Here is a 14,710-nt window from a genome sequence, read left to right as displayed (position 1 = left end):
ATGAAGCAATGGATCAGAAAAATGTATGAAAGTTCCGTTATCCGCTATATTTTCTTTGGCGGATGTACCACTATGGTAAATCTGGTCAGCTTTTTCATTCTCAGAAAGCTGAAGGTGGAGCTGAATATCGCCAATATTATTTCAATCATCCTGGCGATCCTGTTTGCCTATGTGGTAAATTCGAAGTATGTTTTTCAGGATAAATGCGAGACATTGAAGGATCATGTTCAGCCATTCTGCAAATTTGTCAGTGCCAGACTGATCACTATGGTGATCGAGGTTGGCGGTGTATGGCTGCTTGTGTCAGTGATGGGGCTTAATGATATGATCGGGAAATTCCTGACACAGTTTATTGTGTTGATACTGAATTATGTATTCAGTAAATTTTTTGTGTTTACAACAGGGAAATCAAAATAATGAAGGAAAAGAGAGGGAAAACTCATGACTCTGGAAGAAGCTATTGCAAAGATTAAGCCATTAGATCACAATGCCATGGAGATTGCACAGAAAAGATGGGACAGTATTGCGAAACCACTGCATTCTCTTGGAAAACTGGAGACTCTTTTGATCCAGATCGCGGGAATTACAGGAAACGCAGAGGTGGATCTTTCCAGGAGAGGTCTGATTGCCATGTGCGCGGATAATGGCGTGGTAGAAGAGGGTGTGACACAGACCGGACAGGAAGTTACTGCCATCGTTGCCGAGAATTTTCTGAAATATGACACATCTGTCGGTGTGATGTGTAAGCAGAACCATGCGGAGATTTTTCCGGTGGATATGGGGATGGTGACGGATACAAAAGTCCGCACAGACCATAAAATTGCCTATGGTACACAGAATATGACCAAGGGTCCTGCCATGACAAGAGAACAGGCTGTAAAGGGGCTTGAAGCAGGCATTGACATGGTAAGGGAACTGAATGATAAGGGCTACCGGATTCTGGCAACAGGGGAAATGGGAATCGGAAATACAACCACCAGCAGTGCAGTTGCTTCTGTGTTGCTGAAACAGCCGGTGGAAGAGATGACAGGGCGCGGCGCAGGTCTGACCAGCGAGGGACTTGTGCGCAAGATCAATGCGATCAAAAAAGCCATTGCATTAAATGAACCGGATCCTGAGGATGCCATTGATGTTCTGGCAAAGGTAGGCGGTCTTGATATCGCTGGAATGGCAGGTGTCTTTCTGGGAGGTGCGGTTTATGGTATTCCTGTAGTCATGGACGGATTTATTTCCTGTGTTTCTGCGCTGATCGCCATGCGTATCTGCCCGGCTGCGAGGGATTATATTCTTGCATCCCATGTATCAAATGAGCCGGCTGCCCATCTGATCCTTGAGAATATGGGGAAAGAGGCAATCATTCATGCGGATATGTGTCTGGGCGAGGGAACCGGAGCAGTAGCTTTATTCCCGATCCTTGATCTGGCAGCAGCGGTTTATCATTCTATGAGTACTTTTGACGATATCCATGTGGAACAGTATGAGGAGCTGAAATAATGCTGACGCTTGTGACAGGGGGAAGCGGGAGCGGAAAATCTGCTTTTGCGGAAGACAGGGTGCTTTCTTTCGGGGATGCACAGAGGATTTATATAGCGACCATGCACCCTTTTGATGAAGAGAGCCATAAAAGGATCGAGAGACACCAAAAGATGCGTGCAGGAAAAGGTTTCGAGACAGTTGAGTGCTATACAGGGCTCAAAAATGTGAAACTGCCTGCCGGATGTGTGGTGCTTCTGGAATGTATGTCGAATCTGGTGGCAAATGAAATGTTTGAAGAACAGGGAGCCCATGACCGGACAGTTTCGGAAGTTACAAAAGGGATTGAGAATCTGCTGGAACAGGCTGCTCATGTGGTAATCGTTACAAATGAGATTTTTTCAGATGCGGTTGTGTTTGACGGAGATATGGATTCTTATCTGGAATATCTGGGAAAAATCAATCAGGCTGCTGCGCAGAGAGCTGATGAAGTGGTGGAAGTTATATATGGGATACCAGTCTTTCACAAATCTGCAGATACCTGCAGCAATCTTTGCAAATAATATATTTGACAGGATTGCCATAATATGAAAAAGAGGAATTGATCAATGAAATCTTTATGGAATAATTTTAAGGTGGCATTTGCCATGTTTTCTAAGATTCCCATGCCCCGCGCTGACTGGACAAAGGAAAATATGAAGTATATGTTCTGCTTTTTTCCGTTTATCGGAACTGTGATCGGCGGGCTGACTATGCTGGTGGCATATCTGGGACTTCGGTTTGGGTATCAGCCGGGATTCGTGACAGCAGTGCTGGTGCTGGTACCGGTATTTGTGACAGGCGGGATCCATGTGGATGGTCTTTTGGATACTTCGGATGCCCTGAGTTCCTGGCAGGAGAGAAGCAGAAGGCTGGAGATTCTTAAGGATTCCCATGCAGGTGCTTTTGCCGTTATTACTGCGGCGGTATATTTCATTGCCTGGTACGGCGCTTACAGTCAGTTGTTTAACAGTGCAGAGAATATGAGGGCGATCGGAATTCTGAGCCTTGGTTTTATGGTTTCCAGATGTCTGTCAGGGATTGGAGTTATTACCTTTCCGAAAGCAAAGGCAGACGGTACAGTTGCTGAGTTTTCCAGAAATTCTTCAGATGTGCTCTCGAGAAATGTGCTGATCGTCTATCTGGTGCTTCTGGCTGCGGGAATGATTTTGATCCGGCCTGTATGGGGAAGTCTGGCTTTTGTGGGAGCTTTGCTGATTTTCTGGTATTATCATCATATTGCGATGAAGTACTTTGGCGGGACAACCGGGGATATTTCAGGATTCTTTCTTTGTATCTGTGAAGTTGGGATGGCATTGATCCTGGCGGTGGTTTCTAATTTTTGAGGAGAAGAGTATGGAAATGATAATCGGCGGTGCATATCAGGGAAAGACTGAATATGCCAGGAAACAGTATCCACAGTTAAGGTGGAGTGACGGCGGTTCTGTCACAGAGGAGGAACTGATGAATGCTCAGGGTGTGACTGGTTTTCAGCAGTATATCCGCAGTGAACTGGAGAATGGAAAGGATGTGTCAGATCTTGCGGAAAAAATCATCTGTAAGAATCCGGATATTGTCCTTGTCTCTCAGGAAGTAGGGTACGGGGTTGTACCTGTGGATGCTTTTGACAGAAAATACAGAGAGGCTGTAGGGCGTGTATGTACGAAGCTGGCAGCATACAGCCATAAGGTGACGCGCGTGATCTGCGGGATTGGAACGGTGATCAAAGATGATTAAATTATGGCTGATCAGACATGGAAAAACAGAAGGGAATAAACTTTCCAGATATATCGGCACAACGGATGAGCCGTTATGTCAGGAGGGAACAGAGTTTCTGCATAAGATGGATTATCCAAAGGTTCAGGCGGTTTATGTAAGTCCTCTGAAACGATGCGTGCAGACAGCAGAGATTCTTTTTCCGGGAGAGCCGGTACATATTATTGAAGAGCTGGCAGAATGTGATTTCGGAGAGTTTGAAAATAAGAACTATAAAGAGCTGGAAGGTAATCCGCACTATCAGGAATGGATTGACAGCAACGGTACTCTGCCTTTTCCGGGAGGAGAAAGCAGGGAAGGGTTTAAAAGCAGAAACCTGAGAGGATTTGACAGGGTTGTGTCCGGATGTATCCGCAGCCATGTGGCAGAGGCGGCACTTGTCATCCATGGCGGTACGATCATGAATATCATGGAAGAGTATGCAGATATACAGAAACCATTTTATGAGTGGCATGTGAGAAATGGCGGCGGCTATGAGGTGGAGCTGGATGAGAATCTCTGGAAGAATGGACGAAAACAGCTCAGGGTTAATTCTGCGATTATGGAAGGATAACTCTCCTATCTTACAAAAATTGTTGACAAACCTGAAAATTTGTCATAAAATCAGCTTCATCAGAAAACAGGAAAATCAAAAAAAGAACGAGGTTGTTCATTGTCATCAATGACTGCCCCGTTCTTTTTTATCTGTTCACCGGAGATAGTATAAAACCTAAAAAAAATTTGAAAAACCAAAAAGTTTTTGTAAATTCTACTTGCATTATTCGGAGAAGTATGTTACAGTATTAGTACATAATTCCTAAACAAAAGGTAAAAAGCAGTATCGAATTGGTAGTTTTTGACAAGTGAAAGGAGGAACTATATGCTGGTAATTGGTAATGGAAGAATGATCACACAGGACGCATCCAATCCATTTCTGGAGAATGGTGCTGTAGCAATGGATGGTAACACCATAGTAATGGTGGGGGTAACTGAAGAGGTAAAGAAAGTTTATCCGGATGCTGAATTTGTTGATGCGAAGGGTGGGGTTATCATGCCGGCATTTATTAATGCCCATGAGCATATCTACAGCTCCTTCGCAAGAGGCTTAAGCATTAACGGATATAATCCTCAGGGATTTCTGGATATTCTGGATGGCTTATGGTGGACAGTTGACCGTCATCTGACACTGGAGCAGACAAAGCTTTCTGCATATGCTACATACATTGATTCTATCAAGAACGGTGTAACCACAGTGTTTGACCATCATGCAAGTTTTGGCCATATTACAGGTTCCCTCAATGCGATCGAGGAAGCTGCGAAGGATTTAGGTGTGCGTACCTGCCTCTGCTATGAGATTTCTGACCGTGACGGAATGGAGAAATCCAGAGAATCTGTAATGGAGAACGTGAATTTTATCAAGCATGCACTTGCAGACGACAGTGATATGATCGCCGGAATGATGGGTATGCATGCATCCTTTACAATCTCTGATGAGACAATGGCTCTCTGCAATGAACTGAAACCGGAAGGTGTTGGATATCACATCCATGTAGCAGAAGGCATTTACGATCTCCATCAGTGTCTGAAAGAGCATGGCAAACGTATTGTTGACCGTCTTCATGACTGGAACATCCTTGGACCGAAGACTTTACTCGGTCACTGTATCTATGTGAATGAACATGAAATGGATCTGATCAAAGATACAGATACCATGGTTGTACATAACCCGGAATCTAACATGGGTAATGCATGCGGATGTCCTCCAACCATGAGAATGGTACAGAAGGGAATCCTCACAGGTCTTGGTACAGACGGATATACTCATGATATGATGGAATCCTGGAAGGTTGCAAATGTTTTACACAAACACAGCCTCTGCGACCCGAACGCAGCCTGGGGAGAAGTTCCACAGATGCTTTTTGAAGGAAATGCAAAGATTGCAAACAGATACTTTAAGAAACAGCTCGGTGTCCTGAAAGAGGGTGCGGCAGCAGACGTGATCGTGATCGATTATGATCCGCTGACACCAATGAATGAAAGCAACATTAACGGACATCTGATGTTCGGTGTAAACGGAAGCATGGTCCAGACTACTGTATGTAACGGTAAAGTCCTGATGAAAGACCGCGAAGTCCTTGTATGCGACGAGGCAAAAGTTATGGCAGACTGCCGTCAGGCTGCAAAAGAACTTGCAGATGATATTAATGGTTAATCTGTAAAGAATTGTAAAAAAGATAAGTTTTCTGCCTGGCAAAAATAAATGTAAATAAAATATAGAACGGATGGAGAGAAGCCATACCGTATGAAATAATGGAGGATCGGATTATGAGTGAAGTCATGACCTGTATGCCCTTTGAACAGTTAATGAACTGGGTATTAGAAGAAAAGAAAACAAAAGGAACAGTTTTCGGACAGCACAGAGCTTATGCAGCGGAAACTGACAGGAAGCTGAATATATTTGAGAGAAATCTGGAAACACCGATCGGACCTGCTGCAGGACCGCATACACAGTTAACACAGAACATTGTTGCTTCTTACTATGCAGGCGCACGTTTCTTTGAGCTGAAAACAGTTCAGAAGATGGACGGTGCAGAGCTTGCAGCCTGTATCAACAGACCATGTATCCTTGCAGATGATGAAGGATATAACTGTGAATGGTCTACAGAGCTTTATGTTCCTCAGGCAATGGGAGAATATATTAAAGCATGGTTTATCCTGCATGTGATCGCCAAAGAATTTGATCTGGGTGCACAGGACGGATTCCAGTTCAATATTTCCGTTGGATATGATCTTGCAGGGATCAAAGAGCCAAAGGTTAATACTTTCATTGACAGTATGATGGAAGCAAAAGATACTGAAATCTTTAAAGAATGTAAACAGTGGTTATTGGACAATGTAGATAAATTTGAAAAAGTTACAAAAGAAGATATTGAGGCGATTCCGTCTGATATCTGTAATTCCGCAACAATCTCTACTCTCCATGGATGTCCTCCAAACGAGATTGAGAGCATTGCAAATCATCTGTTTAAAGAGAAACATTTGAACACATTTATCAAATGTAACCCGACTCTCCTGGGATATGAATTTGCCAGAAAGACCATGGATGACATGGGATATGATTATATGGTATTTGGTGATTTCCATTTCAAAGATGACTTACAGTACGAAGATGCGATTCCGATGTTTAAGAGACTGCAGGCACTTGCAGATGAATTGAACCTTGCGTTTGGTGTGAAGATCACCAATACATTCCCTGTAGATGTTACAAGAAATGAACTTCCAAGCGAAGAAATGTATATGTCCGGAAAATCTCTTTTCCCGTTATCCATTTCTCTTGCAGCCAGACTTTCCCGGGAATTTGACGGAAAACTCCGTATCGCTTATTCAGGCGGTGCTGATTACTATAATATCGACCGTATCGTCGGATGTGGTGTATGGCCTGTAACAGTGGCAACTACACTTCTGAAGCCGGGCGGATATCAGAGATTTACCCAGATGGCAGAGAAAGTAATGGCTGACGGTGTGAAAGAATGGAAAGGCATTGATGTAGCTGCACTTGAGCAGCTGGCCGAGGATGCGAAAAAAGATACTCACCATGTAAAGAGCATCAAACCGCTTCCTAAGAGAAAAACTGATTCAGAGGTTCCGCTCCTTGACTGTTTCTTTGCTCCATGCGAAGAAGGATGTCCGATCCACCAGGATATCACAACCTATGTGAAGCTGGCAGGAGAAGGCGATTATGCACAGGCATTAAGAGTTATCCTTGAGAAAAATGCACTTCCATTTATCACAGGTACTCTCTGTGCGCACAACTGTATGTACAAATGTACACGTAACTTCTATGAAGAACCTGTAAATATCCGCAACACTAAGCTCATCGCAGCACAAAACGGATATGATACAGTGATCGATGAGATCAAAGCAGGCACAGCAGACGGTAAGAAAGTAGCTGTTGTAGGTGCAGGTCCTGCAGGTATTGCTTCTGCATACTTCCTTGCAAGAGCAGGTGCTTCTGTAACAGTATTTGAGAAAGAAGAGAAAGCCGGCGGCGTGATCCGTTATGTGATCCCGGGATTCCGTATCTCTGATGATGCAATCGATAAAGATGTTTCCTTCATCCAGAAGATGGGTGTGGAGATCAAAACAGGTACAGAAGTGAAATCCGTACAGGAATTAAAAGCACAGGGTTATGACGCAGTGATCGTTGCAACAGGTGCAAATAAACCGGGTACTCTGAAGCTTGAAAAGGGTGAAACCATCAATGCTCTGAAATTCTTAAGAGATTTCAAAGCAACTGGCGGTAAGGTTGCGCTGGGTAAAAACGTAGTTGTGATCGGTGGCGGTAACACTGCCATGGATACTGCAAGAGCTGCGAAACGTACAGAAGGTGTAGAACATGTTTACTTGGTATACAGAAGAACCAAACGCTATATGCCAGCAGCAGAAGATGAGTTACTGGAAGTACTGGAAGAGGGCGTAGAGTTCAAAGAACTTCTTTCTCCTGTATCTCTGGAAAACGGCAAACTGCTCTGTAAGAAGATGGAACTTGGCAGCATGGATGCTTCCGGACGTGCAGGTGTAACAGAAACGGGCGAAACAGAAGAAGTTTTGGCTGATACAGTGATCGTTGCAGTTGGCGAGAAAGTTCCGACTGAGTTCTATGAAGCAAATGGTATTGCGGTCAATGAGCGCGGAAAAGCCCGCATCAATGATAAGACAATGGAGACAAGTGCAGAAGGCGTTTACGTTGTCGGTGACGGTGCAAGGGGAGCTGCTACGATCGTAGAAGCGATCCGCGACGCACAGGTTGCTGCAAAAGCAATCCTTGGACATGATATTGTAAAAGGACAGCCTGTACCGGGAACAGAAAAAGACTGTTACTCCAAAAAAGCAATACTCAAAGAAAGCAAGGACGCTGCGAGCGAAAGTGAGCGCTGTCTGACCTGTAATAAAGTCTGTGAGAATTGTGTAGATGTATGTCCAAACAGAGCAAACATCTCCATCAAAGTTCCGGGAATGGCAATGAATCAGGTGATCCATGTAGATTATATGTGTAACGAATGCGGCAACTGCAAGAGCTTCTGTCCATATGCAAGTGCACCGTACAAGGATAAATTTACATTATTTGCTTCTGAGGCAGATATGGCAGACAGCACAAATGATGGATTTGCAGTGATCAATCCGGAGACAAAAGAGTGCAAGGTTCGTCTCCTTGGTCAGATTTCCGACTGCAAGGCAGATGATGCAAATGATAAGTTGTACGAAGGTCTTCGCAGACTGATCTGTGCAGTAATCGATGATTACAGCTATCTGATCATGAAATGATGATCCTAGTACATCGTTTTCGAAATAACTATACCACTCACTTGTCTGCGAATCCGATTGCACAGGTCTAAAAGCCTCAGCGTAGCCCGCTACGCCTGCGTTTTTATACCAGCACACTCGAATCCGCATCCTACGCGATTGATATAGTTATTTACGAAACACTGTACTAGAGCGTGTCTGAAAACAGGAATAAAGAGCTGTAAAATAATTTTAAATTTGTAATATCAGATAACTTATAAAGAAATATTTAACTCTGTCCACAGCAGAAAAAGGCTGTGGACAGCGTTGCATATCAGGCTGAATCGCGGCCGCATGTTACTTTTGTAATAAATTCATGCGGTATCACAGGCAGATAAAAAACAGAAAGAGGTAAACTCTGGCTGACTGCCCTAATTGGCAGACGTGCGAAAAAGAAAGGAGAGTCCGATATGGCAGTATTTACAGTCAATGGACAAAAGGTCGAACCGACCGGAAATCAGAAACTACTGCGCTTTTTGAGGGATGAACTTCATCTGACTTCAGTGAAGGACGGCTGCAGTGAAGGAGCCTGCGGAGCCTGTACAGTTATAATTGACGGAAAAACATGCAAGGCATGTGTGCCGGACACAGATTTACTGGATGGCAGGACAGTGATCACAGTAGAAGGACTGACTGAATGGGAGAGGGAAGTCTATACCTACGCTTATGGAAAAGCAGGTGCTGTTCAGTGTGGATTCTGTATTCCGGGTATGGTAATGTGTACAAAGGCTCTTCTGGACGTGAACAAAGAGCCCACAGATGATGAGATTAAATATGCACTGCGCAATAACTATTGCCGCTGCACGGGCTATGTAAAAATTATGGATGCAGTAAGGCTGGCTGCGAAAGTTTTAAAGACGGGTGTGATTCCGGATGATCTGGATCCGGACTGGAATATAGGACATAGAGTATCCAGAGTGGATGTGGAGGAGAAAGTACTGGGAACCGGCAAATATCCGGATGATTTTTACTTTGACGGAATGCTGTATGGGGTGGCACTCAGAAGTAAATATCCACGTGCACGTGTACTTGAGATCGATACAGCAGCAGCAAAGGCACTTTCCGGGGTAGAAGCGGTATTAACAGCAGAGGACATTCCGGGAGAGAATAAGATCGGACATCTGAAACATGATCAGTATTCACTGATACCTGTAGGGGGTCTGACACATTATCTTGGAGATGCCATTGCCGTTATTGCTGCAAAAGACAGAGAAACAGCTGAGAAAGCTAAGAAACTGATCAAAGTAAAATATGAAGTGCTGCCTCATATTCGTACAATTGAGGAAGCAGCGGCAGAGGATGCACCGAAGGTATTTGATGAAGAAGAAAATAATATCTGTGCACATAAACATATCAGCAGAGGAAATGCAGATGAAGCAATCCGTAATTCCAAATATGTGATCAGTCATCATTTTGAAACCCCATGGACAGAACATGCATTTCTTGAGCCTGAGTGCGCAGTGGCTTTGTATGATGAGGACGGAGATATTTTCGTATATTCCACAGATCAGTCTGCACACCAGACATTACATGAGTGTTCCCTGTTACTTGGAACGGACAGAGTAAAGGTACAGAATGCACTTGTAGGCGGCGGATTCGGCGGAAAGGAAGATATGACAGTACAGCATCTGGCTGCGCTGCTCACTTATGCTACTAAGAAACCGGTGAAGATGAAACTGACCAGAGCAGAATCCCTGCTGGTTCATCCGAAGCGTCATCCGTTTTATATGGATATGACCATGGGCTGCGATGAGAACGGCAATATCATGGGGGTAAAAGCGAAAGTAGCATCAGATACAGGTGCATTTGCCTCACTTGGCGGTCCTGTGCTGGAACGTGCATGTACTCATGCGGCAGGTCCCTATCATTATGAGAATTTCGAGATTGAAGGAACTGCTTATTATACCAACAATCCGCCTGCCGGAGCGTTTCGCGGTTTTGGTGTAACCCAGACCTGTTTTGCAACAGAAACCCTACTGAATATGATGGCAGACAAAGTAGGTATCACTCCATGGGAAATCCGTTACCGCAATGCGATCCGTCCCGGTGAGACGCTTCCGAATGGTCAGATCGTAGATAATTCCACAGGTCTTGTGGAGACACTGGAAGCTGTAAAGAAGAAGTATGATGCTGCTCTGGAAGAAGGAAAACCGGTGGGAATCGGCTGCGCCATGAAGAATGCCGGTGTCGGTGTCGGTATCCCGGATACAGGCCGCGTGAAACTCGTATTTGAGAAAGATAAAAAGCTGCACATCTATTCCGGTGCTTCCTGTATCGGCCAGGGACTTGGTACAGTCCTGACACAGATGGTAGTCACCAATACAGATCTGAAGCATGAAGATATTGTATATGAGAGAAGTAATACCTGGTTCGCACCGGATTCAGGTACAACTTCCGGTTCCAGACAGACTCTGGTAACAGGGGAAGCCTGCCGCAGAGCCTGCGATAAGGTTATGGAGGACCGCAATGCAGGTAAGACCATTGATGATGTGATCGGTAAAATTTATTATGGGGAATATCTTGCAAAGACAGATCCTCTTGGCGCAAATGTGCCGAATCCTGTTTCCCATGTAGCCTACGGCTATGCGACGCAGATGTGTATCCTGGATAAGAAAACAGGTAAGATTGAGGAAATGGTTGCTGCACATGATGTGGGCAAGGCAGTCAATCCACTGTCTTGTGAAGGTCAGATTGAGGGCGGCGTAGTGATGTCCATAGGATTTGCACTGAGAGAGCATTATCCGATCGATGAGAACTGTAAACCAATTGACAAGTATGGATCTCTTGGTCTGTTCCGCTCTCATGAGATTCCGAAAATCGATGCCATCGTTGTTGACAAACCGGGACTGAATGTAGCCTGTGGTGCCATTGGAATCGGTGAGATCACCTCTATCCCAACTGCACCTGCAATTGCAGATGCATATTTCAGATGGAATGGTGAAAGACAATATAGTCTTCCTCTGACCGGAACACCATATGAAAGGAAGTGCTGAATATGGCAGTAAAGAAGAAATTTCCATATCGCGCGGCTGTAGTTGCATGTAATGGGGGATGCAGATCAGCCGAAGGTGAGGCCGGCTGTGCAGATGGATGTATCGGATGTAAAGCCTGTATAGATAAATGTAAATTCGGAGCCATTTCCATCAATGAGTATGGTGTGGCGGAAGTGGATGAGGAGAAATGCATTGGCTGTGGCGCCTGTGCGAAAGTCTGCCCACAGAAAGTGATCCATGTCCATGAGTGTGCAAACTACATTGTGGTAAAATGTTCCAATAAGAAAAAAGGTGCAGAAGCAAAGAAGCAATGTAACGTCAGCTGTATCGGCTGTGGAATCTGCGAGAAGACCTGCACAGCCGGTGCGATAAAAGTAAAAGACAACTGTGCAGTGATCGAGGAATCCATATGTCTGAGCTGTGGTATGTGCGCAGTGAAATGCCCAAGACACGTTATCCATGACCTGCATGGAATATTGACAGAAATACGTTAAGTAAATCAGGTTACTGTTCACTTTGTTCTTAGTAATACATTACAAAGGATATTCTCAGTGAACAGTAACCCAATCAAACAACTTCGTTAATAGGAAAATAATACGTAAAAATTGAATAAAAGATTGCAATTTCATATCCAAATATGCTATACTTAAATCAGAAAACAGATAACAATTATGCAAATAAAAAGTAAATTCGCCTGATGTCAGAAAAAAGGTGAAGGAAAGTAGCATGGTTCGGAGCCGGACATAAGTCCTGAGGGGAACAGACAGATACCTTGGGGTGTGTCCGGCTCCTTCTATATAATAACCAAAAATAAATACAGAGAAGGTGAAAACATGATTGGAAAGAGTGTTCCAAGAGTAGATGCCTATGACAAAGTTACAGGACGTGCAAAATTTACTGATGACCTGGTTCCTGCCAACTGTCTGGTGGCAAAAATCTATCACGCAAAGATCGGAAACGGTATCGTAAAATCAATCGATACCAGTAAAGCAGAGGCTCTGGACGGCGTAGTAAAAGTGGTTACTTTTAAAGACGTACCGAATCATTGTTATCCTACGCCGGGACATCCCTGGTCTGTGGAGCTGGCACATCAGGATGTTGCAGACCGCAATATCCTTACCGGAAGAGTCCGTTATTACGGAGATGATATTGCTGCTGTAGTGGCAGAAGATGAAATCACAGCCCAGAGGGCATTGCGCCTGATCGAAGTTGAATATGAAGAATATCCGGTAGAAATCCATCCGCGTAAATCCATGTATGGAAGCAAACCGCCAATCCATCTCGACAAAAAGGATAATGTACTTGTCCGTTCCAATTACTTTATCGGAAATGTGGAAGAAGGGCTGAAGGAATCCGAAACAGTTATAAAACGCAGTTATAAAACCCCGATCGTGCAGCACTGCCACATTGAGAATCCGATTTCCTGTGCATACATGGAAAATGGCAGGATCATAGTTGTGACTTCCACTCAGATTCCGCATATTGTCCGGCGTGTGATCGGGCAGGCTCTTGGAATCCCATGGGGAAAGATCAGAGTCATTAAGCCATACATAGGTGGAGGATTCGGAAATAAGCAGGATGTGCTGTATGAACCGTTAAATGCGTTTCTTACCACGCAGGTTGGCGGCAGACCGGTCAAACTCGATATAACCAGAGAGGAAACTTTCTGCAACACCAGAACCCGTCATTCTATTGAGTATGATCTGACGGCAGGTGTTGACAGTGAGGGGCATCTTCTGGCAAAGGATATGCTGGCTATTTCCAATCAGGGAGCATATGCCTCCCATGGACACGCCATAGCAGCCAATGGCCTGACTGCCTGGAGGCTGCAGTATGCATGTCCGAATATCAAAGGAGAAGCATATACTGTCTATACGAATACACCGGTAGGCGGAGCGATGCGTGGATACGGGATCCCGCAGGTATGTTTTGCAATTGAGTGCTTTATGGATGATATTGCAAAAGAGATCGGGATGGATCCTCTGGAGTTCAGAAAGAAAAATCTTATCAAAGGATATTATGAGGATGCTTACCTGAAGCCGATCGCAGCAAACACCAACGGGATTTTTGAATGTCTGGAAAAAGGTGCAGATTATATCCACTGGGAAGAAAAACGAAAAGAATATACAAACCAGACAGGTAATATCCGCAGAGGCGTCGGAATGTCACTTTTCTCCTATAAGACGGGTGTATGGCCGATCTCACTGGAAATTGCAGGTGCAAGAATGACTCTGAATCAGGATGGAAGTGTTGGCCTGATGCTGGGAGCTACTGAAATCGGTCAGGGTGCTGATACGGTATTTTCCCAGATGACGGCTGAGGTTTTAAATATGGATATCAGTGATATTCATATCCAGACAGTCCAGGATACTGATGTAACGCCATTTGATACCGGTGCCTATGCATCCAGACAGTCGTTTGTAACAGGAACAGTTGTTAAAGACTGCGCAAATCTTCTGAAGGAAAAGATTCTGGCTTATGCAAAAGAGCTGCTGCCTGAAGAGACAAGGAAACTGAGGCTTGATCATGGATGGATCATGGCAGGAAAGGATCCGGCAATATCTCTTGGAAATCTTGCATTGGAAAGTTATTACAGTCTTGGCAATTCTTCTGTTATTACAGCAGAGGTTTCCGAGCAGGTAAAGAAAAATACGATTGCTACAGGATGCTGCTTTGCTGAAGTGGAAGTTGATATAAAGCTTGGCAAGATCAAAATCCTTCATATCATTAATGTGCATGACAGCGGTAAGCTTATTAATCCGAAACTGGCTGAAATGCAGGTACAGGGCGGTATGTCTATGGGAATGGGATACGGTCTGTCAGAGCAGCTCATTCTGGATGAGAAAACAGGAAGACCACTGAACGGAACCCTGCTGGACTATAAACTGATGACAATGATGGATACTCCTGATATCAAGGCAGATTTTGTGGAACTTGATGATCCGATTGGACCTTTCGGAAACAAAGCACTGGGTGAACCGCCGGCAATTCCGGGTGCACCGGCAATCCGTAATGCAGTACTTCATGCAACAGGTGTAGCCTTTAATGAAAATCCTCTGACACCACAGAGACTGATCGATGGCTTTATAAGGGCCGGACTTATTTAG

11 protein-coding genes are annotated in these 14,710 nt (G+C 44.5%); all 11 read left to right on the top strand.

Features of this window, described 5'->3' with window-relative positions; translation table 11 throughout:
• The 11 genes from LJE09_RS03285 to xdhA all read left to right on the top strand — a co-directional run bounded on the left by LJE09_RS03285 (position 1) and on the right by xdhA (position 14,710).
• Complete coding sequence (locus tag LJE09_RS03285) at positions 1–417, top strand: GtrA family protein (protein WP_022381055.1); 417 nt, start codon at positions 1–3, stop codon at positions 415–417.
• A gap of 24 nt (positions 418–441) precedes the next feature.
• Positions 442–1,494 (top strand): nicotinate-nucleotide--dimethylbenzimidazole phosphoribosyltransferase, encoded by a 1,053-nt coding sequence (gene cobT / locus LJE09_RS03280; RefSeq protein ID WP_022381054.1) that lies wholly within the window; start codon positions 442–444, stop codon positions 1,492–1,494.
• Entirely contained in the window at positions 1,494–2,036 is a 543-nt protein-coding gene (locus tag LJE09_RS03275) for a bifunctional adenosylcobinamide kinase/adenosylcobinamide-phosphate guanylyltransferase (RefSeq protein WP_022381053.1), read from the top strand. The genes cobT and LJE09_RS03275 overlap by 1 nt, the downstream gene beginning before the upstream one ends.
• A gap of 45 nt (positions 2,037–2,081) precedes the next feature.
• A complete protein-coding gene (locus LJE09_RS03270) occupies positions 2,082–2,858 on the top strand; it encodes an adenosylcobinamide-GDP ribazoletransferase (RefSeq protein WP_008703284.1) in 777 nt (258 codons plus the stop codon).
• 10 nt (positions 2,859–2,868) lie between these two features.
• Entirely contained in the window at positions 2,869–3,249 is a 381-nt protein-coding gene (locus LJE09_RS03265) for a bifunctional adenosylcobinamide kinase/adenosylcobinamide-phosphate guanylyltransferase (RefSeq protein ID WP_022381052.1), read from the top strand.
• On the top strand, positions 3,242–3,841 hold the full coding sequence (locus LJE09_RS03260; RefSeq protein ID WP_022381051.1) for a histidine phosphatase family protein: 600 nt from the start codon (positions 3,242–3,244) through the stop codon (positions 3,839–3,841). The genes LJE09_RS03265 and LJE09_RS03260 overlap by 8 nt, the downstream gene beginning before the upstream one ends.
• Before the next feature lie 306 nt (positions 3,842–4,147).
• Positions 4,148–5,479 carry a putative aminohydrolase SsnA gene (gene ssnA / locus LJE09_RS03255; protein ID WP_008703281.1) on the top strand — a complete coding sequence of 444 codons (1,332 nt, stop codon included), beginning with the start codon at positions 4,148–4,150 and terminating at the stop codon, positions 5,477–5,479.
• Positions 5,480–5,592: 113 nt separating this feature from the next.
• Positions 5,593–8,592, top strand: a complete 3,000-nt coding sequence (gene ygfK / locus LJE09_RS03250; protein WP_055052749.1) for a putative selenate reductase subunit YgfK — start codon at positions 5,593–5,595, stop codon at positions 8,590–8,592.
• A gap of 428 nt (positions 8,593–9,020) precedes the next feature.
• Positions 9,021–11,603, top strand: coding sequence for a selenium-dependent xanthine dehydrogenase (gene xdh / locus LJE09_RS03245; RefSeq protein WP_022380732.1), 2,583 nt, complete (start codon positions 9,021–9,023; stop codon positions 11,601–11,603).
• A gap of 2 nt (positions 11,604–11,605) precedes the next feature.
• On the top strand, positions 11,606–12,097 hold the full coding sequence (locus LJE09_RS03240; protein WP_022380733.1) for a 4Fe-4S binding protein: 492 nt from the start codon (positions 11,606–11,608) through the stop codon (positions 12,095–12,097).
• A gap of 339 nt (positions 12,098–12,436) precedes the next feature.
• The gene (xdhA, locus tag LJE09_RS03235; protein ID WP_055052750.1) at positions 12,437–14,710 is read left to right on the top strand and encodes a xanthine dehydrogenase subunit XdhA; all 2,274 of its coding nucleotides are present in this window, start codon (positions 12,437–12,439) and stop codon (positions 14,708–14,710) included.

The sequence above is a fragment of the Blautia sp. DFI.3.45 genome, assembly GCF_020593505.1.
GTDB lineage: Bacteria > Bacillota > Clostridia > Lachnospirales > Lachnospiraceae > Blautia_A > Blautia_A wexlerae.
The sequence above is the reverse complement of the archived record's forward strand: the minus strand, read 5'-3'. Positions and strand labels throughout refer to the sequence as shown.

What these genes read in the sequence shown, in the direction of transcription:
- LJE09_RS03265 (WP_022381052.1), top strand. Translation starts at nt 2,869, where the DNA reads ATGGAAATGATAATCGGCGGTGCATATCAGGGAAAGACTGAATATGCC.
- ssnA (WP_008703281.1), top strand. Translation starts at nt 4,148, where the DNA reads ATGCTGGTAATTGGTAATGGAAGAATGATCACACAGGACGCATCCAAT.
- ygfK (WP_055052749.1), top strand. Translation starts at nt 5,593, where the DNA reads ATGAGTGAAGTCATGACCTGTATGCCCTTTGAACAGTTAATGAACTGG.
- LJE09_RS03275 (WP_022381053.1), top strand. Translation starts at nt 1,494, where the DNA reads ATGCTGACGCTTGTGACAGGGGGAAGCGGGAGCGGAAAATCTGCTTTT.
- LJE09_RS03270 (WP_008703284.1), top strand. Translation starts at nt 2,082, where the DNA reads ATGAAATCTTTATGGAATAATTTTAAGGTGGCATTTGCCATGTTTTCT.
- xdhA (WP_055052750.1), top strand. Translation starts at nt 12,437, where the DNA reads ATGATTGGAAAGAGTGTTCCAAGAGTAGATGCCTATGACAAAGTTACA.
- LJE09_RS03285 (WP_022381055.1), top strand. Translation starts at nt 1, where the DNA reads ATGAAGCAATGGATCAGAAAAATGTATGAAAGTTCCGTTATCCGCTAT.
- LJE09_RS03240 (WP_022380733.1), top strand. Translation starts at nt 11,606, where the DNA reads ATGGCAGTAAAGAAGAAATTTCCATATCGCGCGGCTGTAGTTGCATGT.
- LJE09_RS03260 (WP_022381051.1), top strand. Translation starts at nt 3,242, where the DNA reads ATGATTAAATTATGGCTGATCAGACATGGAAAAACAGAAGGGAATAAA.
- xdh (WP_022380732.1), top strand. Translation starts at nt 9,021, where the DNA reads ATGGCAGTATTTACAGTCAATGGACAAAAGGTCGAACCGACCGGAAAT.
- cobT (WP_022381054.1), top strand. Translation starts at nt 442, where the DNA reads ATGACTCTGGAAGAAGCTATTGCAAAGATTAAGCCATTAGATCACAAT.